Here is a 24,998-nt window from a genome sequence, read left to right on the forward strand (position 1 = left end):
AATTTTAAAAATCTGACAAAAAGCAGACGAAGAATTTTCATCAAGTGTAAAAAAATATAAAACCTTATTTTACTTTTGACGCCATAATGAGAGCTACAATTATATTTTGTTTATCCTTGTTTTTCCTTTTACTGAAGGGAAGTGAGAATACGCATGCAGTAGCTCCACGTTTAGCTCAGGGTTACGAGTTTTTTAATGAAAACCCTCAAACTAAACAAAATCACACTCCTTTCCATAAAAACGCTAACGTTCATATCCAAAAAAGTTTCTCTTCAAGCGAAATGAACTACGCAGAAGAAAGTCAAGAGGATGACGAAAGTATTTCGAGAAAAGGAATCATCAGCATCAAACAAGCTGCCTATTTCTGTTATGCGCTATTAGTAGGAAATCTCCGAACAATCCAAAAGCTTGCATTACCTTACTGCGAGCATTTATCTTATACTTCAAGCTTCAAATATCTCTTGCTGAGAGTTTTTAGAATTTGATACCCTCTTTTACTTAATCGATTAGCTGTCGAAACAAATTTGCCTGCCTTTTATTTGGCATTGGTATTTGTTGTAAAATTTATCTAAAGAAATTCTATTAAACAAATAATGAGAACCACTCACCGCTTTGATAAAAGATGATGTGATTTCTCAATTCTAAACAAAAATCAAAACCCGTAATGAAACTATCTAGATCTCATCTTGATAGCTTCATCATCTTTAAAACACAATTTTTATACAGATGAAAAATATTATAATGCTCACAGGCGTATGTGCTTTGCTATTTTCCAGTTGCGCATCAAATCGCGAAGAAAAAGAAGAAGAAACCAACTACACGGCAACTAGTCCAGTAACTATCGATACTTCTTTCACTAAAGAATATGTATCTCAAATCCGCTCGGTTCGCAATATCGAGTTAAGAGCGCAAGAGAAAGGTTTTCTGGAACGCATTTATGTAGATGAAGGCCAAACCGTAAAGGCTGGTCAATTGCTTTTCAAAATTATGCCTAAAATGTACGAAGCTGAAGTATTAAAAGCAGAAGCTGAGGTCAACGCTGCCGAAATTGAAGTAGCTAATACTAAACTACTGGCAGATAAAAACGTAGTGGCACAAAATGAATTGGCAATGGCTAAAGCCAAATTAGCACAGGCCAAAGCTAGCTCATCATTAGCAAAGCTGCATTTATCATTTACCGAAATCAGGGCACCATTTAATGGCACTATCGATCGCTTGCCTAAAAAATTGGGGAGCTTAATCGACGAAGGTGAGTTACTTACCACCTTATCCGATAACAGTGAGATGTTTGCTTATTTCAATGTTTCAGAACCTGAATATTTGAACTTCCAGCAAGCAAAAACGAGCCATAACCAATCCGTAAGCTTAGTTTTAGCCAATGGCGAAACATTAAACGGTAAGGGAAAAGTAGAAACCATTGAAGGGGAATTTGATTCCGAAACTGGTAACATCGCCTTTAGGGCAAAATTCCCAAATCCTAATCAGCTATTAAGAAATGGAGAAACCGGAAAAGTGCAAATGGTTATTCCATTGAAAAATGCTTTAATCATTCCTCAAAAAGCGACTTACGAATTACAAGACAAAAATTATGTATTTGTGATTGAGAAAAATGGAACTGTAAAATCCAGAGAAATTAAGATTGGCGGTGAACTACCAGATATCTATGTGGTATCCAGCGGCTTGCAACAGGGTGATAAAATAGTGCTTGACGGTGTACAAAAAGTGAAAGATGATGAAAAAATCAAATTCACTTTCATGGAACCAAAACAAGTGTTAAGCCAATTACAATTAAAAGCAGAATAGGCCATTTTTCAAGAAAATTATGTTTAGTAAATTCATAAAAAGACCGGTGCTATCCATCGTGATATCCCTTGTCATCGTATTTATGGGTGTGCTGGCTTTGATTGGCCTGCCCGTAACCCAATTGCCAAATATCTCGCCGCCAATGGTAAACATTGTGGCCGAATATCCTGGTGCAAACAATGAGTTACTGATTAAAGCGGTAGTTATCCCATTGGAGAGAGCCTTAAATGGTATCCCAGGAATGAAATACATGACTTCTGATGCTGGTAATGATGGTGAATGTTCGATACAGCTGGTATTTAATTTGGGCACCGACCCTGACCAAGCCACGTTGAACGTACAAAATCGTGTAGCAGCTGTGACCAACAAATTACCTCCATTGGTTATTCGTGAAGGTATCAAAATCAGTCGCCAACAACCAAATATGTTGATGTATGTAAATGTGTTCAGTAAAGACCCACACATGAATGAAAACTTCTTGTACAACTATGCTGACATCAATGTAATTCCAGAATTGAAACGTGTAGAAGGAGTTGGTTTTGCCGACATTTTGGGTAACCGTGAATATGCCATGCGTATTTGGCTAAAGCCCGATAAAATGCTGGCGTACAAGATTTCTTCTGAAGAAGTTTTAGAAGCACTGAACAATCAAAGTTTTGAAGCATCTCCAGGTAAAACAGGCGAAGCCTCAGGTAAACGTTCAGAATCATTTGAATATGTCTTAAAATACCCAGGGCGTTTCACGAAAGAAGCCGATTACAAAAACATTGTTTTACGAGCAAGTGCCAATGGCGAATTATTAAGATTGAAAGATGTTGCCGATGTAGAATTTGGCAGTGCCATGTATGATTTGTATTCTCACCTTGACGGAAAACCTTCTGCTGCTATCGTTCTGAAACAATCTTACGGAAGTAATGCGCAAGAGGTTATTGAGAATGTGAAGAAACGTTTGGAAGAGATCAAGGCAGAAAACTTCCCCAAAGGGATGGATTACGAAATCAGTTATGACGTTTCTAAATTCTTGGATGCATCCATAGAAAAAGTGGTGCATACCCTAATTGAAGCCTTTATCCTCGTAGGTTTAGTAGTTTTCATTTTCTTGGGTGATTGGCGTTCTACGCTAATTCCGGCCATTGCAGTACCAGTTTCACTAATAGGTTCCTTTATTTTCATGCAGTTTTTCGGCATCACGCTTAACCTCATCACGCTATTTGCGTTGGTATTGGCTATTGGTATTGTTGTCGATGATGCAATTGTAGTGATCGAAGCGGTACATGCCAAGATGGAAGCAGACAAACGCTTATCGGTATTAAAAGCTACACAATTAGCATTAACTGATATTGGAGGCGCCATTGTAGCCATCACTTTCCTAATGGCATCGGTATTTATTCCTGTAGCATTTATGTCGGGTCCGGTTGGTGTTTTTTATCGTCAATTCTCCATTACTATGGCTACGGCGATCATTCTATCTGGTGTGGTGGCGCTGACTTTAACACCCGCTTTATGTGCTATCTTGTTGAAGAAACACAATGCCAATCATCACACAAAAAAATCAATTATAGATAAAGGCTTGGATGCCTTTAACGCTTGGTTTTTCAGATTGACTGGTCGTTACCAAAAAGTAATGAACAAAGTAATTGCCCGTAAAGTAGCTCTTTTTGGCGTATTGGGTATTTTCTGCGTAGCTACTTATTTCTTGAGCAATTCAGTACCATCGGGATTTATCCCTAATGAAGACCAAGGGATGATTTATGCGATTATTCAAACTCCTCCTGGCTCTACCTTAGAAAGAACTAATCAAATTTCAGAAAAGCTTGAAAAAATTTGTGAGGAAATTGAAGGCGTAAGTTCTGTTTCTGCACTGGCGGGATACGAAGTATTAACGGAAGGAACTGGAGCCAACTCGGGTACTTGCTTAATCAACCTCAAGGATTGGAAAGACCGTAAAAATACAGCTCAGGATATCATTAAAGAACTGGAAGAGAAATCTAAAGATATGCCAGGGGCCATGGTAGAATTCTTCCAACCGCCTGCTATTCCGGGTTATGGTGCTGCTGGTGGTTTCGAATTGCGTTTATTGGACAAAGCTGGAAGGAACAATTATGTAGAAATGGAAAAAGTGAGCAAGGATTTTGTGAAAGAGCTGAACAAACGTCCAGAGCTACAATCTGTATTTACCTTCTACAGTGCCAGTTTCCCGCAATACATGTTAAATATTGATAACGATAAAGCGCAACAAAAAGGGGTTACACCAGAAAAGGCACTTGAAACCTTATCGGACTTAATTGGCAGTAATTACGAAACCAACTTCATCAAATTCGGTCGCCAGTACAAGGTAATTGTACAGTCGTTGCCACAATACAGGGCTTTACCAGCTGATGTGATGAAACTGTACGTGAAAAACAATAGAGACGAGATGGTTCCTTTTTCATCGTTCATGACCATGAAAAAAGTTTACGGACTATCGGAAATCACTCGTCATAACATGTACAATTCTGCCGAAATTAATGGTTCGCAAGCAATAGGTTATAGTTCTGGCGATGCGCTGAAAGCCGTAGCAGAAGTAGCGAAGAAAACCTTGCCAAGAGGTTATGGCATCGATTGGGCAGGCATCTCAAAAGACCAAACGTCGAGAGGTAACGAGGCCATTTACATCTTCCTCATTTGCTTAGGCTTCGTGTATTTGGTACTTGCAGCACAGTACGAAAGTTTCATTTTGCCACTGGCAGTAATCGTTTCTTTACCTGCTGGGATATTTGGTGCTTTTCTTTTCTTAAAGCTTCTAGGCTTAGAAAACAATATTTACGCACAAGTCTCCATGGTGATGTTGATTGGTTTGCTTGGCAAAAATGCAGTGCTAATTGTAGAATTTGCTGCGCAGAAACATGCAGAAGGCAAGACAATCTTGGCCGCCGCAATGGAAGGTGCTGTAGTAAGGTTCCGCCCAATTTTGATGACTTCCTTTGCGTTTATTGCAGGTTTAATTCCATTGGTTTTTGCAAGTGGTCCAGGTGCTATTGGCAACCGTACCATTGGTTCGGCAGCCGCTGGAGGTATGTTACTTGGAACTGTGTTCGGTGTAATTATCATCCCAGGGCTGTACTATGTTTTTGGCACTATCGCCAGCAAACGCAAACTCATTAAAATTGAAGACGAACATCCATTAACCGAAGAAATTGAAGGCAATGTTTAATAAAAATCATCACAAAATATTGGGATTTACCTTGTTGAGCTTGGCTTATGCCAGCTGTAAAACCCCCGCTATTGTTCAAAAAACAGAGAACAAGAGCACTCCGAGTGCTTTCGCCAACTATACCAATGACACCGCAAATTCGGCCAATATCAAATGGAAAGAATATTTTAAAGACCAATACTTAACCAATTTGATTGATACCGCCTTACAGAACAATCAAGAGTTAAATATCACTTTACAGGAAATTGAAATTGCTAGAAACGAAGTAAGGGTAAGAAAAGGCGAACTACTACCTAGCTTGGGCTTAAAAGCTGGAGCAGGCTTGGAAAAAGTAGGCAGATATACTAGTCAGGGTGCAGGTGATGCCAGTACTGAAATTAAGCCCGGTAAAGAAATGCCAGAACCCCTACCCGATTACCTAGTTGGTTTGTACGCCAATTGGGAAGTTGATATTTGGCACAAGCTACGCAACTCTAAAAAAGCTGCTTACACCAAATATCTATCCTCTGTAGAAGGCAAGAACTTTGTAGTAACGAGTTTAGTAGCAGAAATTGCGAATTCATACTACGAGTTGCTGGCTTTAGATAACCAGTTAGATATGGTGCGTAAAAATATTGAACTACAAACCAATGCACTGGCAGTAGTTAAAATACAAAAAGAAGCTACGAGAGTAACCGAATTGGCCGTTCGTAAATTTGAAGCAGAAGTATTGAGCTCTAGAAGTTTGGAGTTTGATATCTTACAAAAAACCACAGAAACAGAGAATAAAATCAACTTTTTGTTGGGCAGGTATCCACAACACATCGATAGAGACAAAAGCAGCTTCGATACGAACTTAGCCAATGACCTGCATACAGGAATTCCTTCGCAGTTGCTAGCCAACAGGCCAGATATTAAACAAGCGGAGTTAGATTTAATTGCTGCAAAGTTGGATGTGAAAGTAGCAAAAGCGCAGTTCTATCCCTCGTTAGGTATTTCAGCGGGTATAGGGTTTCAAGCATTTAACCCTTCCTATTTAGTGAAGACGCCAGAATCGCTACTTTACTCTATTGCCGGCGATGTAGCAGCTCCTCTTATCAACAGAAATGCGATTAAAGCGAACTACTTAACAGCGAACGCGAAACAAATTCAGGCGGTTTATCAATATGAAAGAAGCATTTTGAATGGTTATATTGAAGTAGCTAACCAACTCTCTAGCATCGGCAATTTGAGTAAAAGCTACGAGTTAAAAGCTAAACAGGTACAGGCTTTAACACAATCTATCGAAATTTCTAATGATTTATTCAAATCTACCAGAGCTGATTACTTAGAAGTATTAATGACACAGCGTGATGCACTGGAAGCAAAATTAGAATTGATAGAAACAAAGAAACAGCAATTGAATGCCATGGTAAAAGTTTATCAGGCATTAGGTGGCGGATGGAATTAGTTAGCTTAGAGGTTTTGGCTAATTAATTGTTTACTAGTTGGAAAGTCCCAGTTAATCTGGGACTTTTTTACATTTAACGATACACTATCTATAAACCATTTACGTTCAGTAAACTCAAGCTAGCACTCTCTTTTGTTAAAATTTGTTAAGTATTTTCAAGCTCAACGACGTTTAAGTAGTTTAGCCCTTATTATTTAATTGACGTTGTCGTATTATTACCTTATCTTTGTAAAATGTTTAAAATTAAACACCTTATTATTTCTTGCTTCGCCATTGCCCTTTTAAGTTTAGGCGCATGTAAAAGTCGTTTCGAAAAACTTCGTTTAAGTAATGATGTAGCTAAAAAATACCAAGAAGGAATTAGACTTTATAACAAGAAAGATTACTCAAAAGCCTTGATTTTATTCGAAGGTTTGGTACAGAAATATAGAGGTACTGCCGAGGCAGAAGATTTGAACTACTACTACGCCTACACTTTATATCGCCTAAAAGATTACACTACTGCACGTTACAAGTTTAAAGAGTTTGCAGATACTTATCCCGCCAGTAAAAATGCGGAAGAATGTAGGTACATGGGTGCTTATTGTTATTATTTAGATTCTCCAAAATCATCATTAGACCAAGAGAATACTTATAAAGCAATTGATGCCTTACAGTTATTTATCAACCTTTACCCAAAAAGTGATAGAGCTACGCAAGCTGCTCAATATATTGCCAACTTAAGAAACAAATTAGAAACTAAGGCTTTTGATAACGCTAAGCTTTATTTTAATTTGGGAGGTTACGATATCACCAACTACAAATCGGCAGTTGTGGCGTTAAAAAATGCACAAACAGAATTTCCTGATATCAAGTACGCAGAAGAAATGAACTTATTGATTGTTAAATCTCAGTTCATGTATGCAAAAAATAGTTATCCTATCAGACAGGAAGACCGTTTTAACGAAGCTATCGAGTATTATAACGAATTTATCGAAGCTTATCCTAACAGCAAATTTGCAAAAGAAGCAAAACAGCTAAAAGATGATAGTGAGGCAGGAATTGCAAATGCTAAAAGAATCATTGCTGAAGAGCAAGCAATGATTGCTAAATACAAAGCACTTGAAGAAAGTGATAAAGCAGGCAAAAAGAAAAAAGATACGACTAACAATAATTTAGATAATAAAACACAAAAATAAAATGAGTACTACTCCAAAACCAGCTATTCCAAATACTACGGTTACTAGAAATGTTCATGATTTGGATAGATCTACTGATAACATTTATGAGTCTTTAGTAATCATTGCGAAGAGAGCTAATCAAATCTCTAACAATATGAAAGAGGAGCTACATGGCAAGTTAGCAGAGTTTGCTTCATCTAACGACAACTTAGAAGAGGTTTTTGAAAATAGAGAGCAAATTGAGATTAGCAAGCACTATGAGCGTTTGCCTAAACCAACGTTAATCGCTATTGACGAGTTCTTGAACGGTAAAGTTTATAACAGAAACCCGAGTAAAGAGCAATAATAACAAAGCTGCGCTACGCAAAACAGATTATATTAGGCCACAGATACATTGATTTCACATAATCTTTGCATCTGTGGCTTAAATGCTTTTTAAGCTGTTAGAATCTATCTATATTTGCTCATAGATGCTGAATAACAAAAACATTATACTTGGCGTTTGCGGTAGCATTGCTGCTTACAAAGCTGCTGTGCTGGTGAGGCTGCTCGTTAAAGCTGGGGCGAATGTTAAGGTAATCCTTACTGCTGATGCGAGTAACTTCATTACTCCGCTTACCTTAGCCACACTTTCTAAAAACCCTGTTTATACGCAATACTTTGAGGCCGAAACTGGTGTTTGGAGCAATCACGTAGAACTTGGCTTATGGGCCGATTATATGATTATTGCACCTACAAGTGCCAATACCTTAGGCAAAATGGCAAATGGACTTTGTGATAATCTACTTAGCGCTGTTTATCTTTCTGCAAAATGTCCTGTACTATTTGCTCCTGCTATGGATTTAGATATGTGGAAGCACGAAAGTACCCAGGATAACATTGCTAAACTACAAAGTTTCGGTAATATCATGATTGCACCTGGTAGTGGTGAATTGGCAAGCGGTTTACATGGCGAAGGCAGAATGGCAGAACCTGAGGAAATCGTGACTTTTTTAGAAGCAGAAATCCGCAAAGGACTTCCACTTTTAGGAAAAAAAGTAATGGTAACGGCCGGTCCAACGTACGAAGCCATCGACCCGGTACGCTTCATAGGCAATCATTCGTCTGGCAAAATGGGATTTGCCATCGCCGAAGAGATGTATCAACTTGGTGCAGAAGTAACTTTAATTTCTGGACCAACCGCTCTAAAAAGTAACATCAGCATCAAACGAATTGATGTAGTTAGTGCACAACAGATGCTAGATGCTTGTCTGACATACTTTAGTGAAAGCGATATTACAGTAATGAGCGCTGCCGTTGCAGATTACACACCTGTAGATGTTGCTCAACAGAAAATCAAGAAAAAAGAAGATCACTTTAATATTGAACTGAAAAAAACTACCGATATTTTAGCCACGCTTGGCAGGCAAAAAGCAGAAAAGCAACTTTTAGTAGGCTTTGCACTAGAAACAACTGACGAAGAAAACTATGCAAAAGAGAAACTAAAAAAGAAAAATCTAGACCTGATCGTGCTGAATTCTTTAAACGATAAAGGCGCAGGTTTTAAAACCGAAACCAACAAAATCACTATCTTTAACAAAGAAGAGGCTAAAACAACATTTGAAACCAAATCTAAAACAGAAGTTGCTAAAGATATCTGTGCAGAGATACTAAAAACAATGAATATCAGTTAATACCTATAATTGAAAAACCTAATGAAAACAACTATCGGATTACTCCTTTTATGCCTTGCTAGCTTTAAAATCAACGCTCAAGAACTAAACACTCGTGTTCAAATCTTGGCTCCAACAGTTAACAATGCCAATAAAAGAAACTTAGATGTTTTACAAAATGCCATTAGGGATTTCATGAACAACAATAAGTGGACAACAGAAACTTATCTTGCTCAGGAAAAAATAGATTGCAACTTGGTCATCAACATTACAGCTTGGGATGGAAATTCGGGCTATACAGCAGAAGCTCAGATACAATCTAGCAGGCCAGTTTTTGGCAGTTCCTACTCTACCACTTTGTTAAATATGAGCGACAAAGATTTCAGTTTCTCTTTTAGCGAGGGTCAATCCTTAGATTTTTCAGAACAAAACTACATTGGCAATCTCAATTCATTATTAGGTTTTTATGCTTATACGATTATTGGGTTAGATAAAGATAGTTTTGGAAAACTGGGAGGTACTCCTTACTATCAAAAAGCACTTAACTTAATTAATCTCGCCCAAACGGGTGGCGGTAAAGGTTGGAGACCAGTTGACGGCTTAAGAAACCGTTATTGGCTAAACGAAAACTTACTGAGCAATTCTTTTAAAGGGTTGCGTACCTTCATTTACGAATACCACTTAAATGGATTGGATAAATTACAAGAAAACACCAATAGCGGAACAAAGAGCATCTTATCTTCCCTTTCAGATTTAAAAAACTTCGATAAACAAAAGCTAGGCGCTATATTTCCAAATGTATATTTTGCCGCAAAAGCTGATGAAATAACCAACGTACTTGCGCTAGCCGACCCACAAGACAAAATCAAAGCCTACAACTTGCTTGTTGAAATTGATGTTGCCAATACAGGCAAATACGATGATTTAAAGAAGCGATAAGCCTCCTCTCCTAATCCATTTTCAAAGCAGTCTGTTAAAAATTTGTTAAAATATTTTGATAATACGAATATGTTCGTACATTTGAATACGAAAAAATTCGTACAAGTAACAAATGAGCAAAAACAACATCAAACCTACTGAGGGAGAAATGGAAATACTACAAGTGCTTTGGGCCAAAGGCAATTGTACCGTTAGAGAAGTTCATGAAGCTTTAGATAAGAAAGATTCTGGCTACACCACTACACTTAAACTAATGCAAATTATGCATGAGAAAGGTTTGGTAGATAGAGACACCAGTTCTAAAACACATGTGTACAGAGCTTTAATCAACCAAGAAACTACGCAACAACACTTGGTAAAAAAGATGATTGACAACGTATTTAATGGCTCTGCAGCAAGGTTAGTAATGCAAGCATTGGGCAACAAAAGCGCCAGCAAGGAGGAGATAGATTTAATTAAGGAATATCTAGACAAACTTGAAAACAAATAATCATGGAAGCCATCATCAACAACCTTATTAAAGCTATTGGGTGGAGCATTTTACACTCATTATGGCAAGGAGCTATCATTTTTGCTGTGCTATTTATCGCATTAGCCGTAAAACCAAAGATGAGTGCCAGAATAAAGCACAACTTGTCTATGGGGGCCTTATTTCTGATTTTCATCGGCTTTTGCCTAACTTTTGCATCGTTGTTTAATTTGCCGAGCAAAGCTGCAGCTAGCACAGCGAATCTAGAGTTGAATGGTGCGGCACTGGAGCAAATTTACAACTTTACCCATAGTTGGAGTTTTAAAACGGAGAGCTACTTTCCATTTATTGTTGCTTTTTATGTAATAGGTATCAGTTTTCAATTGGTAGTACTAGTTTCTGGTTATATCAAGCTTAAAAAACTGAAACAATCACATATATCTGCCATGCCGAACGATTGGCTAAATGTTGCCGAAAACACTTTACTCAAACTTGGCATCACTAAAAAAGTACAGTTTTTTCTATCAGAAACAGTTAATGTTCCATTAGCGGTAGGCTTTTTAAAACCAGTAGTGCTTTTCCCTATTGCTCTAGTTACGCAGCTAGACATTAAACAGGTGGAAGCGATATTGATTCACGAGCTATCTCACATTCGCAGAAATGATTACATCTTAAACCTACTCAAAACAGGCATAGAAACCTTACTTTTCTTTAATCCTTTTGTATGGTTAACTACAAGATTTATCCATATCGAACGAGAACACGCCTGCGATGATTTAGTGGTAAAGTTTACCAATTCGCCCATTACTTATGCCCATGCTTTGTTGAAATTAGAGCTCATTAAAAACAAAACACAACCAGCCCTTAGTTTGGCCGCTACGGGTAAAAACCAACATTTGTATCAACGTATTAAAAGAATCACAGACATGAAAACGAACTATATGAACGCTAAGCAAAAGATATTAGCACTTTGCTTAACATTAGCTACGGTAGCTTCTTTAGCTTGGATTAATCCTACAAAAACAGAAACTGCCAAAGTGAAAAATAAAAACTTAACAACGGTAGCTCATATCATCAGTAATACTGACAATGAAAAAAAACTAATAAGCTTAGCGGCAGATACTGACACGGTTAAAAGAAAAGTAAAAAGAGAAATCATCATTAGAAATAAAGATGGAAAGAAAACTGTTTACAATTCAATTGACGAAATGCCGGACAGCTTGAAAGTGAAGTTAGCTGATGTAGAGAAGATGATTAACTCTCCAGAGTGGAAAGAGAATTTAGCTAAAGTTGAATCGAATGCTGAAGAAATGACTAAGATGTTTGAGTCTAAAGAGTGGAAAAACAAGATGGCAAAGATTGAATTTGATGCCAGCAAGATGGAAAAAATGTTCAATTCCAAAGAATGGAAGGAAAACATGGCGAAAATTGAATTCAATAGCAAGCAACTAGAGAAAAAATTTAATTCGCCAGAGTGGAAAAAGCAAATGGCAAAGATCGAGCTTGATGCCAGCAAGATGGAAAAAATGTTCAATTCCAAAGAATGGAAGGAAAACATGGCGAAGATTGAATTTAATAGCAAAGAACTAGAGAAAAAATTTAATTCACCAGAATGGAAAGCTAAAATGGATAAAATTGAATTTAACACCAAAGAACTTGACAAGAAATTTAACTCGCCAGAGTGGAAGAAAAAAATGAAGGAACTTGAAGAATTGGAAAAATCTCCTGAGTATAAACAACTTCGTGAGAAATATGAGAAAGAGGTAGAAGAGCTGAAAAAGAAAAAAGGTATTTCTACAGATAAAGCTTTTTTAATCTATGATGGCTCAAATCCTATGCAGATAGCGGCTTTGCCACATGAATCTGTAGAAGCTATTAAAAAAGCGTTCCTAAGTTCACCAAAAGCAATTGCAAAACTGGAAGCTTTGGCAGAAACTCAACCAATTAAGTAAGGTTGGACACAGCTCAAGTATAACGTATCAAGTGAAACCACAAGGCCAAGAGTGTAAACTCTTGCCTTTTTTTATGTTATACCATCTAATATTTAGCAGTTGCAAAGTACCTGCTGATTATCTATAGTTCTTTGATCACAGCAACATAAAACAAATTCGTCAGAGGCAGGCATCAAGCAATCTCATAGATTAATAACCTGAGTTCGATTATTATTTTGCCAATTTATTAGTTATACATCTAGTTTAACACGTGGTAGACCCTGAAATAAATTTATTTCATAGCTTTCCGCTTCGCTACAGGTCAGGGTGACGTGGAAATCAATGATCCGTCATGCTGAATTTATTTTCTGCGTAGCTTCCGCTTCGCTACAGGCCAGCATCTGTTTTAACAGTTGATTTTCAATGAATCGATTATCTAGCTCAGGTTAATAAATTCAAACTACGCTTTAGGATTGCTTCGCAAGCTCGCAATGACGACCGAAGTATATAGCACACCCACACTAGTAAGCTAAAGCTGTTTGTTGTCCAAACCTTATCGTTATAATAGAAATCCGACTAATAAACTTAAACTATTCGAACGCACCTATAACTACTACGAGTATTTTAAGATTAAAAATGAAATAGTTAAAAATAAAAAAGCCGAACTACTAACATTAGCAGTTCGGCTTTGAGTATAATACAAAACAATTAATTACTTGATTTCTTGGTATCGTCGTTACTGATACTACGCTCACTTTTCTTGATAGAACCTTCTAGCTTACCAAATTTCCAGTTTAAACTACAGAAAATTCTTCTGAAATAGTTTTCTCTGATACGTTCCTGAGTAAAATTAGGCCCTTCTGTATAGCTTCTGTAAGCTCTAAATTTTTGGAATGGATTGGCCACCGATGCAGAGAAAGTCAATTTATCTTTGATGATATCTTTACTACCACCAAAACCTAAATAGTAGTAATCGTTAGACTGGCCTTGCAACATCACACTTGGCGCACCGTAATTAGCTGACATTGTTGCTTTCCAAGTTTTTTCGAACTTGTAACTGGTATTGAAATTAGCATAACCCGTAACACCGCTATTTTTAGCCAGCTTGCCATCAATCATTCCTTCAATCCAAATGTAATTAAGGTTACCGCTTAAACTTAAGTTCCATTTTGGAGTAATTGGATAGTTGAAGTTAATATTTGAACCTAACAATTTATCCTTACCAATATTTAAAGAAGTTACTCTAGTCACGTTTTCTGCCTCGATGAATTGAAAAACACGTTGTTGCGTATTATTAGCGAAGTTATAAGTTAAGCTAATATTTAATGAACCTTTCTTAAAGTTGCTGTAAGTTAGCTCGAAGTTATTACTCAATACCGCTTCTAAATTGGGGTTACCAACATATATAAAACCAGGTCTAGACTCATCTGGAAATGGATTCAAATCCCAAATACCTGGACGTTGAATACGTTGCGTAAAGCCTACACTCACACTTTGGCTATTCTTTAAAGTTCTGTTAAAAGAAATAGATGGAATCAAATTGAAATATTCTGATTTTACGGTAGAATTAGTACTTTCGAACAAACCTGTAACGTAGGTAGCTTCCAAACGAGCACCTGCCTTAAAGGTCCAATCTTTCATCTTAAGGGTATAAGTATTATAAACGCCGTAGATATTTTGGTCATTGCTATAAACATTACTTTGCTTCGTATCTAATAAATAATCATTTGCAGCATCATCAAATCTTAACGATTGAAAATCCCCTTCACCGCTCCTCAAAATCGCCTTCACTCCTGCTTCTACAGTTACTATTTTAAAAGGATTAATGTAATCTAACTGCGCTGTTTGCTCTCTAGATTTACTATTATTGTTTTGTCGGTAATTCTGCAAGGGTGATGTGTAGTTTACGGGGTTAAAGAAACTCACATCATTTAACTGAGGCTCTTCGTTATCAAAAAACTTATAAGAGAAAGTCAACAAATGTTCCTTCTTATCTTTAAATCCCCTTTGATAATTAAGGGTATAGTCAGTACCACGCCATTCGTAACGTGTACCACTATTCATATTATAAGACCCCATATCTGATCCATTAGTAATATCGTAGCGCTGTCCCAAATCCTGCTGGTTATAACCACCGTAAGGATTAATTTCTGCTGTGATTAGGTTAAGTGAATCAATTTCGTAACTCAACTCGCCACCGCCCCAAGCCCAAAAGTTATCTGTTTTTTGAAAACCTAAAGAGTAAAGCTTCGACTCTGGCAACACATTACGACTATTTCTTATATCGATAACCTTTACACCATCTACTCGCCAAACACCAGTTCCTCCATATAAATTAGCACCAAAATTTCCCTGTTTTAGTGTTAAGTTGGCATTAAGCCCTGGACTAAATGGTTCTTGCATACGAGCATTTACATTACCATTGTAACCATTACCCACTTTTTTTGAAGTGATGATGTTAATGATACCAGATAAACCTTCGCTTTCGTATTTAGATGGAGGCGTGGTAATCACCTCAATTTTTTGTACACCATTTGCAGGCATACTTCTCAGAAACTCTTTAGGATCTCTGGTTAAAACTCCTGATGGCTTTCCGTTGATAAGGATACGATAATTACCGGTACCCTTTAATTTCACATTATCATCTGCATCTACCGATAATAAAGGCACTTTACGCATCATATCTAATACAGATAGCACCTTGCTTTCAGGATCGGCTTGCGTATCATACACAATCCGATCAGGTTCTTGTTTAATGATAGGTTTGCTCGCAGTAATAGCAACTTCGTTTAAATCGTTACCTTGGGGCTTCATGCTAACTTTCCCTAAATCTATATCATTAGCTATTTTAACTGAAATTTGCTTAGATTGATAACCGATAGAGCCTAAAATCAAAGTGTATTTTCCTTCTTTAACTGCCGAGAACGAAAATCTCCCCTGTTCATCGGAAATTACAGTTTTTAAAACTGTGGAATCTTTTTTAAGTGCAACGGTGAAATATTCTCCAGGCTTTTGTGTTAAGCTGTCTGTAATTACACCTTTAAGTTGAAATGTTTTTTCCTGTGCCTGCGAACTTAAAGAAATAAAGACGCTCAGCATGAAAATCGAAAGAGTTAAGAAGTATCTGCTCATTATATTTTTGTTTGGTATTCGAATTAGTTTTGTAATTCTCTTTAACAGACGCAGAAGTATGAGTAACGTTGCACCAACCTGCAAATAAAAACGGAAGTAACTATATTTCAGCCAAATAAATTATCTGTACACATAAATTCTTTTAAACTATCGGTTTTCTTAATTTAGCGGTAGATATGCTACAAAAACTTTCTATACGCAACTACGCTTTAATTGATACACTTGATATTGATTTTAGCAAAGGATTGAATATTATAACTGGAGAAACTGGCGCTGGTAAATCTATCATTTTAGGTGCATTATCTTTGATTTTAGGGCAGAGGGCAGAGAGCAAGTACTTTTTTAACCAAGATAAAAAGTGTGTAATAGAAGGTAGTTTTTTACTGCCGGATGAAATACTAAAACCATTATTTGAAAGCAATGATGTAGATTTTCAGAAAGAAACTTTGTTGCGTAGAGAAATTGCCATTGATGGTAAATCAAGAGCATTTGTGAATGATACGCCTGTTAACTTGGCGACTTTAAAATCAATTGGCGAACAGTTAATTGCCATCCACTCACAGCACGCCACGCAAGAAATTAGCAATGCAGATTTTCAGCTACTCATTTTAGATGCTTTGGCAAATCATCAGCCTTTGCTGAAAAACTATAAATTAGAATTTAAGCAGCTAAAACAAACCGAACAGCAGCTTAAAGAATTGCAGCAGAAAACCAACGAAGCAAAAAACAAGCAAGATTACGAGCAGTTCCTTTTTACTGAATTAGAGCAGGCTGCTGTGAAAGAAGGAGAACAAGAAGAATTAGAACAGGAGTTAGAAAAACTGACTCATGCCGAGAGCATCAAACGTTCTTTATTGGTGGGAGCAAACTTGATCAGCGAAAGCGAAACCGCAGCCGTTAATTTGATTAAAGAAGCTAGTTCTCAACTCAGTAATGTAGAGAAATTTGATACTGCAATTGCCGAATTAAATGAAAGGTTAAAATCATCTTTAATTGAGCTGAAGGATATTGCTAGCGAAATCAGTGTAATTGAAGAAGGTACTGAACACAATTCTCAACGACTAGAAACTATCCAAGAAAGATTGGATTTGTTTTATAGTTTACAGCAAAAACACCGCGTAACTAGTAACACAGAGTTATTAGCCATCCAAGAACAACTTTCCGAAAATCTAAATGCTATTTTAAATAGCGACGAACAGTTAAGCAAACTTCAAAAAGAAATTGATGCGCTCACCGAAAGCTTATTTAAACAGGCAGCACAGTTAGATAATAATAGAAAAAAAGCAGTTACCTTGGTAGAAAAAGAAGTTGGTAGTGCCTTAAAACAGATGAGTATGCCAAATGCTTCTATCAGTTTTAATTTAACGCAGCAAACACAACTTAATGTAAATGGCTTTAACGAAGTACAATTGTTATTTACCGCAAATGCTGGTCAGCAGGCAGCACCAGTTGGAAAAGTAGCTTCTGGCGGAGAACTTTCTAGGTTAATGTTGGCAGTAAAAGCACTGTTGGCAAAGCACACTTCTCTCCCTACATTGATTTTCGATGAAATTGACACGGGTATTTCTGGCGAAACTGCTTTACGTGTTGGTGAAGTAATTGATAGTTTGGCGATGGATATGCAGATTTTGGCTATCACGCACTTACCCCAAATAGCTGCCAAAGGCAATTCGCATTACTTTGTCTATAAAGCTGAAAAAGCAGATAAAACCACCACAGGAATTAAAAAACTAGCTAAAGATGAACGTATAAGTGCCATTGCCGAAATGTTGAGCGGTAAAAACCCTGGTGCATCGGCACTTCAAAATGCGAAAGAATTATTGGGATAGTTCAAAATCAAAAATCTACGAAATTTTCGTAACATTTTATCCACAATCCTTTGAAAAGCTAAAATATGAAGTAATTTAGGGGATGCGTTTAAAATTGCCTACCCTTTTACTGTTCATACTGCTGTTTAAAGTGGCGTCGTTCGCTCAAAGTAATTTCACCATTAGTGGTGTGGTAAGAGACGATAAAGAAACTATTCCTGGTGCGGCAATCTATTTAAGCGGCACCAAGATATCTACCATTACCAATAACGAAGGAAAATTTAGTTTAGGGAAACTCCCAGCGGGAAATTATGATGTATTGATTCAGGTGGTAGGTTACCTTCCCTATTCCAAAAGCATTACCATTTCAGATAAAAATATCTATATAGACGCCACCATAAAGGCAAATGCGGTAACTTTAAACGAGGTAGTTATCAAGCCAGATCCCAACCGTTTGAGGTACTTAAACCTATTCAAAGACTTCTTTATCGGTCAAACACCTAATTCTAGAGAGTGCAAAATCTTAAATAGTCACGTACTTCGTATCGATTATAACAAACAAAGCAAAATATTATCTGTAGGTAGCGATGAATTCCTGATTATAGAAAATAAGGCGCTAGGTTATAAAATCAAGTATTTACTGCAAAACTTCGAGTACGATTACAGCACTCGCATCGTTTATTTTGCTGGCTTTCCATTTTTTGAGGAAATGAAAGGTTCCAAATCTAGAATCAACAAATGGAACAAAAAACGTAATATCGCCTATTACGGTTCTTCGCAGCACTTTTTTCAATCCCTATATCAGGGAACATCAGAAACAGAAGGCTTTGTAATACATAAGCTAGCAACTATTGGCAATAAAAACAGGTTGCCAGACAGTACCATCAATGCTAATATCAAACGGCTTTCTGCTGGACCGCGAGCCATTAACATGCTTACGTTTACCAAAGATGATTCGCTTAACTTTTGGCTTAAAGAGCGTAGCAAACCTAAGGCTATGGCAGTATTGAACAAAGCAAAAGTACTCACAGATACACTAGTAAAAACCTACAATGAGGATGTAAAATCTGTTAATTTTACCGACGACCTTTTTGTGATGTATACCAAGGAAAAAGAGACAGAAGAATATGCGAACTTAGGCTTTTATGTAAGTCGAGCCCCAGATATGGGTAATTTTCAGGTTTCATTAATCAATTTATTAGAACCTCCTATCTTATTTTATAAAAGTGGTAGTATCGCTAATCCAAGAAGTTTTTTATACAAAGGTTTTTGGGCTTATGAAAAGATGGGTGATTCAGTTCCTATAGAATATAAACCGATCGTTCTAAAGTAGTTTTGAAAAGCAATGGCAGTATTTCTCATGATCCGATAGTCCCGCTTTTCGACATTAGACCCGATTGCATCGGGAGCTGCCGCCTACAATCGGGTTTAATAAACTCACATTCTTACAAAATCGGCTAAAATTCCTGTCAGACGCCAATTTAAAAAGATTAAAATTACTAATATTTTTAGTAATTTTAATCCATGGATTTGGACGAGAAGAATAGAGAATACTTAAATGGTAGAGGAGCTCAGTTAAATACTGATAATCGTTTTCTAAAGAACAGCCTTAGCAAAGAACACATAGAGGCTATTGACGATTGGGAAATCACCAATGAAAAAACCTCTTTCATTTTTAGTAGTGCAAAATCTATCGTTAATAAAGTAGAAAGTCCTGACGTGAATATGGTTTATTCGCTTAATCCATACCAAGGTTGCGAACATGGTTGTATTTATTGTTATGCCCGTAACTCTCACGAATATTGGGGCTACAGTGCAGGATTAGATTTTGAACGAAAAATCATCGTAAAAAAAGATGCGCCCAAACTCTTCAAGAAATTCATAGAAAAAAAAGGTTGGGATGCACTACCTATCTCCATTTCTGGCAATACAGATTGTTATCAGCCATGCGAACGGAAGTTTCAACTTACCAGACAAATCCTAAAAATCGCTTTAGACTATAAACAACCTATTTCTATGATTACCAAGAACTCGCTTATCATTAGAGATTTGGATATTTTACAAGAAATGGCAAAGCATAAGTTGATTAGTGTCTATGTATCTATTACTTCCTTAAATGAAGATTTGAGACAAAAACTAGAGCCAAGAACTACCACTGCCAAACAACGTTTAAAAGTAATTGAACAATTAAGCAAAGCCAACATACCAATGGGCGTAATGGCAGCACCAATGATACCGGGACTGAACAATCATGAAATACCTGCTATTTTAAAGGCAAGTGCCGATGCTGGTGCTATTGGAGCAGGTTATACTGTAGTTAGGCTCAACGGGGCTATTAGTAAAATATTTGAAGATTGGTTAGCTAAAAACTTCCCTGATAGATTCGAAAAGGTTTGGCACCAAATTCAAGATTGCCATGGTGGAAATGTAAATGATAGCCGGTTTGGCGCAAGAATGCGTGGAGAAGGAAATTTCGCCCAGCTAATGAGCAGCACTTTCAAATTACACTGCAAATTAAACGGATTAAACGTTAAAAAAATTGAGCTTGATAGTTCTTCTTTCAAAGTACCAAAAGCTCAACTAAATCTGTTTTAACGAAACAAAGTTCTATTTTTTCTTCTTGTATTCTATTTTAACATTACCAACTCCCTGATTTATTAATCCAATTTTCTTCGCAGATTTTTTAGATAAATCTATTATTCTGCCTACTACATGTGGCCCGCGGTCTTGAATGGTAACCTTGGTACTTTTCCCATTGGACAAATTGGTCACTTTAACCTTGGTACCAAATGGCAAAGTTTTATGTGCTGCAATTTTTGTTGAATTTCTGAACGTAACCCCACTGGCAGTTTTCTTTCCATTAAACTTATCAGCATAATAAGATGCCTTTCCTGTTTGGCTAACCCTTTGACTACAAGCAAACAAAAACGAAACGGCTAAAAGTAGTAAACTAATTCTCATATTAAACTATTTTATATTTTGCCACAGATGCACAGATTTATAATGTCAGATAATGAAATGTGCGTTGTATACCTAAATTCATTTTAAAATATTCATCTGTGTATCTGTGGCCATTTTCCAAAACACAAAACGAATTCATATTAATTAAACATAAAAAAAGCCCCGAAATTACTTTCGGGGCTATCTATTTTGAGGATTATGCTCCTTCTTCTTTCTTTTTCTTCTTGCTACTTCCTTTCGGCGCAATTACGATTTCTTCTTTTTCTTTATCGTAATTTACTTCCAGCGTATCGCCTTCGTTTACTTCGCCTTTAAGAATTTCCTCAGCAATTGGATCTTCCAAGTATTTTTGGATAGCACGTTTCAACGGACGAGCACCAAAAGCGCTATCAAAACCTTTTTCAGCAATGAAGCTTTTCGCTTCGTCGGTCAATTTAATTTGGTAACCCAAACCTTGTACTCTACCAAACAATGCTCTCAATTCAATATCAATGATTTTGAAGATTTCTTCTTTACCAAGAGAATTGAATACGACTACGTCATCAATTCTATTTAAGAACTCAGGCGCAAAAGCACGTTTCAAAGCACTTTCAATTACACCTCTACTGTGAGCTTCATTCTGACTAGTTTTAGCAGTTGTAGAGAAACCAACACCAGCACCGAAATCTTTCAGTTGGCGTGCACCAATGTTCGATGTCATGATGATAATGGTATTTCTAAAATCAACTTTTCTGCCTAAACTATCAGTTAATTGACCTTCATCCAATACTTGCAATAAGATATTAAATACGTCTGGATGTGCTTTCTCAATCTCATCTAACAATACTACTGAGTATGGTTTACGACGAACTTTCTCCGTCAATTGACCACCTTCTTCGTAACCCACGTATCCTGGAGGCGCTCCCACTAAACGAGATACAGCAAATTTCTCCATGTATTCACTCATGTCGATTTGGATTAACGAATCTTCCGCGTCAAACATGAAACGAGCTAATTCTTTTGCTAACTCAGTTTTACCAACACCAGTTGGACCTAAGAAAATAAAAGAACCAATTGGTTTCTTAGGATCTTTCAATCCGGCTCTAGTACGTTGGATAGCCTTCGTTAATTTCTTAATCGCATCATCCTGACCAATAATTTTATCAGCAACCGTGTCGTACATATTCAATAGCTTGTTGCTATCGGTTTGTCCAACACGTTGCAAAGGGATACCAGTCATCATTGAAACTACCTCAGCTACATTATCTTCAGAAACTTCATAACGTTTAGTTTTAGTTTCTGCTTCCCACTCAGCCTTAGCTTTATCCAATTCTTCCAGTAAGTTTTTCTCGGTATCACGTAGTTTAGCTGCCTCTTCATATTTTTGGCTTTTCACTACGCGGTTTTTCTCTAACTTGATATCTTCTATTTTGCTTTCAATAGAAATGATATTATCAGGAACGTGAATGTTGGTCAAATGAACTCTAGAACCAGCTTCATCCAATGCATCAATCGCTTTATCAGGTAAGAATCTATCGGTGATATACCTAGATGTTAACGCCACACAAGCATTAATTGCCGCCTCTGTGTAAGTTACACCATGATGTTCTTCGTATTTTTCTTTGATACGATTTAGAATTTCAATGGTTTCATCTGGCGTAGCAGGCTCAATCATCACCTTTTGGAAACGACGGTCTAAAGCACCATCTTTCTCAATGTACTGACGATATTCATCTAGAGTTGTAGCACCGATACATTGTATTTCGCCTCTGGCCAAAGCGGGCTTAAACATGTTCGAAGCATCTAAAGAACCCGAAGCACCACCAGCACCTACAATGGTATGAATTTCATCGATAAACAAAATTACATCGGTAGATTTTTCTAGCTCGTTCATCACGGCTTTCATACGCTCCTCAAACTGACCACGGTATTTCGTACCTGCCACCAAAGAAGCTAAATCTAACGTAACTACACGTTTACCAAACAATACTCTAGAAACCTTGCGTTGTACAATGCGTAATGCCAAACCTTCGGCAATGGCACTTTTACCCACGCCAGGCTCACCAATCAATATTGGGTTGTTTTTCTTTCTACGCGATAAAATTTGCGACACACGCTCAATTTCCTTCTCACGACCAACAATTGGGTCTAATCTACCTTCTTCAGCAGCACGTGTTAAATCTCTACCGAAATTATCTAGAACAGGAGTCTTTGATTTAATATCCGAAACTTTCTTAGGAGCCGTAAAGCTTTCTTCCTCTTGGTAATCGTCATCGCCACCAGCAGTACCACCACCTTGCGCTTCGTCTCTAAAACCGTTTTTATTAACTTCTACCTCTTGTTTAAAAATCTCGTAGTTAATACCATATTGCAATAAAATTTGCGATGCAATGTTGTCATCATCTCTTAAAATAGATAACAATAAATGCTCTGTACCAATTAAATCGCTCTTAAATATTTTAGCCTCTAAATAGGTAATCTTTAAAACCTTTTCAGCTTGCTTGGTCAACGGGATATTACCCAAATTAACCGTAACGCTCGAAGTGCCTCTAACGGCCTCTTCAATAGAGCGGCGAAGTTTCAAGGTATCAACACTTAAAGATTTCAAAATCTTAATCGCCATACCATCTCCTTCACGAATAAGGCCCAACAACAAGTGCTCAGCTCCTATATAATCGTGTCCTAACCTCAGGGCTTCTTCCCTGCTGAAAGAAATCACGTCTTTAACTTGTGGTGAAAATTTAGCTTCCATAATCTGTATGTTATCGGGGACGACACTAAACTATAAATTTGTTTTATAAATACGGCGTCTCGATTTTTATATTTTATCAACAATTACGCCATATTGGTGAATTAAGCCACCTTATCTCTTCATCTATAACAACCTTTTACCATAAATATGTTTTAAATGTTGCTTTTGTTACCCCATTTAAATAAGATTTTTACAATAATACATACGATAACGTAGCGATTGTCGGTTTTTTGTAAGCTTTAACAGCACCGTAATTACTGACAAAAGATACAAAATCTAGTAAAAAAGTAGAACTTTTGACAGTTTTTTTATTTTTTGAAAAGCAAAAACTGGAGTGCTGTTAATGTTAGTCCCGCTTTCCGTTGCAATCTTTTTGCTCGCACCGCTCTTAAATAATTGTCATGCTGAGTTTATCGAAGCATCTTTTACATACCAATCCTTCGACAAGCTCAGGATGACACTGGCAAAAAGTATTACCACTTCAATCGGGTTTGGATAACAAAAGCCTGTACAAACAACTTTGTCAATCTTCTATCCTTTTGCCTAAAAAGATTGACAAAGTTTAGTTTTGTTTGCACTAAAATCCTAGGCAAACCAAACTTAGCGTTCTTTGCGAATACTTAAAAAATATCTACGTTTAAATTAACCTCAAATAAAAAAAATTCAGCAAATTATTGTAGATAAAATGCGTTGTTATTCAAGGCAATTTTTAATAGATTTACTTAAAAAAATAATGGCAAATAGATTGATCACTCTAAGTTATATCATTATAGTGATATCGTTTTTAAGTTGCTCAGAAAACAAAATCTACTATGATATACCCCCGCTTATTGGAAAAGATATTGATGAAGCTAGAGAAATACTGAAAGACCAAGAAGATAGAGAAAGGCCTTTTCGTAAATCAATTTCCCATAAACAAGATAATTACACAATTGATGGAAGAATACTGATTATTAAGTTTGACCCAATAACAAGAAAAATCACACAAATTGATTTAGTTTATCCTAAGGGATATTCAGATAAAAGCGAAATTCTAAAGATTGGCAATTTAAAAGAAGAGACAGAAAATTATAAATGTGAAGTCTCCACCGACGACTGGACCTTATCTCCCTTTACCAGTTACAATGGTGTAACGATAATGCCAATACATTAACGTTATAAATCCTCAAAAACATCATCAAGTTTCAAAACAAAGCCTGGCAACACTGAAGAACCAACTTCTTCGCTTAACGTAAAAATCTTTGACGGTTGAAATTTGCCCTTATCATCTAAGGTATAAATCAAAATATTTTGGTCGCTTTGACTAACTACCCAATATTCTCTTACGCCAAATTCTTCATAAACCTTGTACTTATGTAGTAACTCTTTCTTATTATTTCCTGGGGACAGAATTTCTATCACCAAATCTGGAGCACCTAAACAACCGCGGTCGTCCAATTTACTTTTATCGCAAATCACACAGAGGTCTGGCTGCAAAACAGTATAGATATCTTTATCTGCTTTGCTACCTTTTGGAAAACGCACATCAAATGGAGCTACATAAACATCACAAGCTTTCCCCTTAAGAAAATTACCTATTGGTATAAATAAATTGGTCAAAACTTTTTGATGCACTCTTGACGGAGCTGGACTCATCTTGTAGATTTTCCCTTTAATCAGTTCTAATCTTTCCTCGAAAAGCCAGTTCAAATAATGCGCATAACTGTAAGTTAACGTCTCGTCGAGTTCGTTAACGGAATACACCTTCTCATCAGGTAATGGATATGTTTTCACTGTAGGCATACTCAAAT

18 protein-coding genes are annotated in these 24,998 nt (G+C 36.8%); 14 read left to right on the plus strand and 4 right to left on the minus strand.

The window, feature by feature from the left end:
• The first annotated feature begins 86 nt into the window (after positions 1-86).
• From CRO54_RS08765 to CRO54_RS08810, 10 genes are all read left to right on the plus strand, one after another.
• On the plus strand, positions 87-485 hold the full coding sequence (locus tag CRO54_RS08765) for a hypothetical protein (RefSeq protein WP_097131060.1): 399 nt from the start codon (positions 87-89) through the stop codon (positions 483-485).
• A gap of 241 nt (positions 486-726) precedes the next feature.
• Positions 727-1,803: an efflux RND transporter periplasmic adaptor subunit gene (locus CRO54_RS08770; RefSeq protein ID WP_097131062.1), complete on the plus strand. Its 1,077-nt coding sequence runs from the start codon at positions 727-729 to the stop codon at positions 1,801-1,803.
• A 19-nt stretch (positions 1,804-1,822) separates the two neighbouring features.
• Complete coding sequence (locus tag CRO54_RS08775; protein WP_097131064.1) at positions 1,823-4,996, plus strand: efflux RND transporter permease subunit; 3,174 nt, start codon at positions 1,823-1,825, stop codon at positions 4,994-4,996.
• On the plus strand, positions 4,989-6,425 hold the full coding sequence (locus CRO54_RS08780; RefSeq protein ID WP_097131066.1) for a TolC family protein: 1,437 nt from the start codon (positions 4,989-4,991) through the stop codon (positions 6,423-6,425). The genes CRO54_RS08775 and CRO54_RS08780 overlap by 8 nt, the downstream gene beginning before the upstream one ends.
• Before the next feature lie 233 nt (positions 6,426-6,658).
• On the plus strand, positions 6,659-7,603 hold the full coding sequence (locus CRO54_RS08785) for an outer membrane protein assembly factor BamD (RefSeq protein ID WP_097131068.1): 945 nt from the start codon (positions 6,659-6,661) through the stop codon (positions 7,601-7,603).
• A gap of 1 nt (position 7,604) precedes the next feature.
• Positions 7,605-7,931 (plus strand): DNA-directed RNA polymerase subunit omega, encoded by a 327-nt coding sequence (locus CRO54_RS08790; protein WP_097131070.1) that lies wholly within the window; start codon positions 7,605-7,607, stop codon positions 7,929-7,931.
• Between the two features lie 124 nt (positions 7,932-8,055).
• Positions 8,056-9,258 (plus strand): bifunctional phosphopantothenoylcysteine decarboxylase/phosphopantothenate--cysteine ligase CoaBC, encoded by a 1,203-nt coding sequence (gene coaBC / locus CRO54_RS08795; RefSeq protein WP_097131072.1) that lies wholly within the window; start codon positions 8,056-8,058, stop codon positions 9,256-9,258.
• 21 nt (positions 9,259-9,279) lie between these two features.
• A complete protein-coding gene (porD, locus tag CRO54_RS08800; RefSeq protein ID WP_097131074.1) occupies positions 9,280-10,176 on the plus strand; it encodes a type IX secretion system protein PorD in 897 nt (298 codons plus the stop codon).
• A gap of 112 nt (positions 10,177-10,288) precedes the next feature.
• The gene (locus tag CRO54_RS08805) at positions 10,289-10,666 is read left to right on the plus strand and encodes a BlaI/MecI/CopY family transcriptional regulator (RefSeq protein WP_097131076.1); all 378 of its coding nucleotides are present in this window, start codon (positions 10,289-10,291) and stop codon (positions 10,664-10,666) included.
• A gap of 2 nt (positions 10,667-10,668) precedes the next feature.
• Positions 10,669-12,597 (plus strand): M56 family metallopeptidase, encoded by a 1,929-nt coding sequence (locus tag CRO54_RS08810; protein ID WP_097131077.1) that lies wholly within the window; start codon positions 10,669-10,671, stop codon positions 12,595-12,597.
• A 687-nt stretch (positions 12,598-13,284) separates the two neighbouring features.
• Here CRO54_RS08810 and CRO54_RS08815 read toward each other — a convergent pair.
• Positions 13,285-15,708, minus strand: coding sequence for an outer membrane beta-barrel protein (locus CRO54_RS08815; protein WP_097131079.1), 2,424 nt, complete (start codon positions 15,706-15,708; stop codon positions 13,285-13,287).
• Between the two features lie 176 nt (positions 15,709-15,884).
• Between CRO54_RS08815 and recN the strand changes: the two genes are divergently transcribed.
• The 3 genes from recN (at position 15,885) to CRO54_RS08830 (ending at position 20,111) form a co-directional block, all read left to right on the plus strand.
• The gene (recN, locus tag CRO54_RS08820; RefSeq protein WP_097131081.1) at positions 15,885-17,537 is read left to right on the plus strand and encodes a DNA repair protein RecN; all 1,653 of its coding nucleotides are present in this window, start codon (positions 15,885-15,887) and stop codon (positions 17,535-17,537) included.
• Between the two features lie 94 nt (positions 17,538-17,631).
• Positions 17,632-18,849 (plus strand): carboxypeptidase-like regulatory domain-containing protein, encoded by a 1,218-nt coding sequence (locus tag CRO54_RS08825; RefSeq protein ID WP_179747341.1) that lies wholly within the window; start codon positions 17,632-17,634, stop codon positions 18,847-18,849.
• A 191-nt stretch (positions 18,850-19,040) separates the two neighbouring features.
• Positions 19,041-20,111, plus strand: coding sequence for a PA0069 family radical SAM protein (locus tag CRO54_RS08830; RefSeq protein WP_097131085.1), 1,071 nt, complete (start codon positions 19,041-19,043; stop codon positions 20,109-20,111).
• Positions 20,112-20,123: 12 nt separating this feature from the next.
• Here CRO54_RS08830 and CRO54_RS08835 read toward each other — a convergent pair whose 3' ends face one another.
• A complete protein-coding gene (locus tag CRO54_RS08835) occupies positions 20,124-20,477 on the minus strand; it encodes a septal ring lytic transglycosylase RlpA family protein (RefSeq protein WP_097131087.1) in 354 nt (117 codons plus the stop codon).
• A gap of 196 nt (positions 20,478-20,673) precedes the next feature.
• On the minus strand, positions 20,674-23,208 hold the full coding sequence (locus CRO54_RS08840) for an ATP-dependent Clp protease ATP-binding subunit (RefSeq protein WP_097131089.1): 2,535 nt from the start codon (positions 23,206-23,208) through the stop codon (positions 20,674-20,676).
• A 733-nt stretch (positions 23,209-23,941) separates the two neighbouring features.
• Between CRO54_RS08840 and CRO54_RS08845 the strand changes: the two genes are divergently transcribed.
• Positions 23,942-24,361 carry a hypothetical protein gene (locus CRO54_RS08845; protein WP_097131091.1) on the plus strand — a complete coding sequence of 140 codons (420 nt, stop codon included), beginning with the start codon at positions 23,942-23,944 and terminating at the stop codon, positions 24,359-24,361.
• A 2-nt stretch (positions 24,362-24,363) separates the two neighbouring features.
• On the opposite strand, the gene CRO54_RS08850 is transcribed toward CRO54_RS08845, so the two are convergent.
• Positions 24,364-24,990, minus strand: a complete 627-nt coding sequence (locus CRO54_RS08850; protein WP_097131093.1) for a Uma2 family endonuclease — start codon at positions 24,988-24,990, stop codon at positions 24,364-24,366.
• Positions 24,991-24,998: the final 8 nt, after the last annotated feature.

This window comes from Pedobacter xixiisoli (genome assembly GCF_900215335.1).
In the GTDB taxonomy this organism is placed as follows: domain Bacteria; phylum Bacteroidota; class Bacteroidia; order Sphingobacteriales; family Sphingobacteriaceae; genus Pedobacter; species Pedobacter xixiisoli.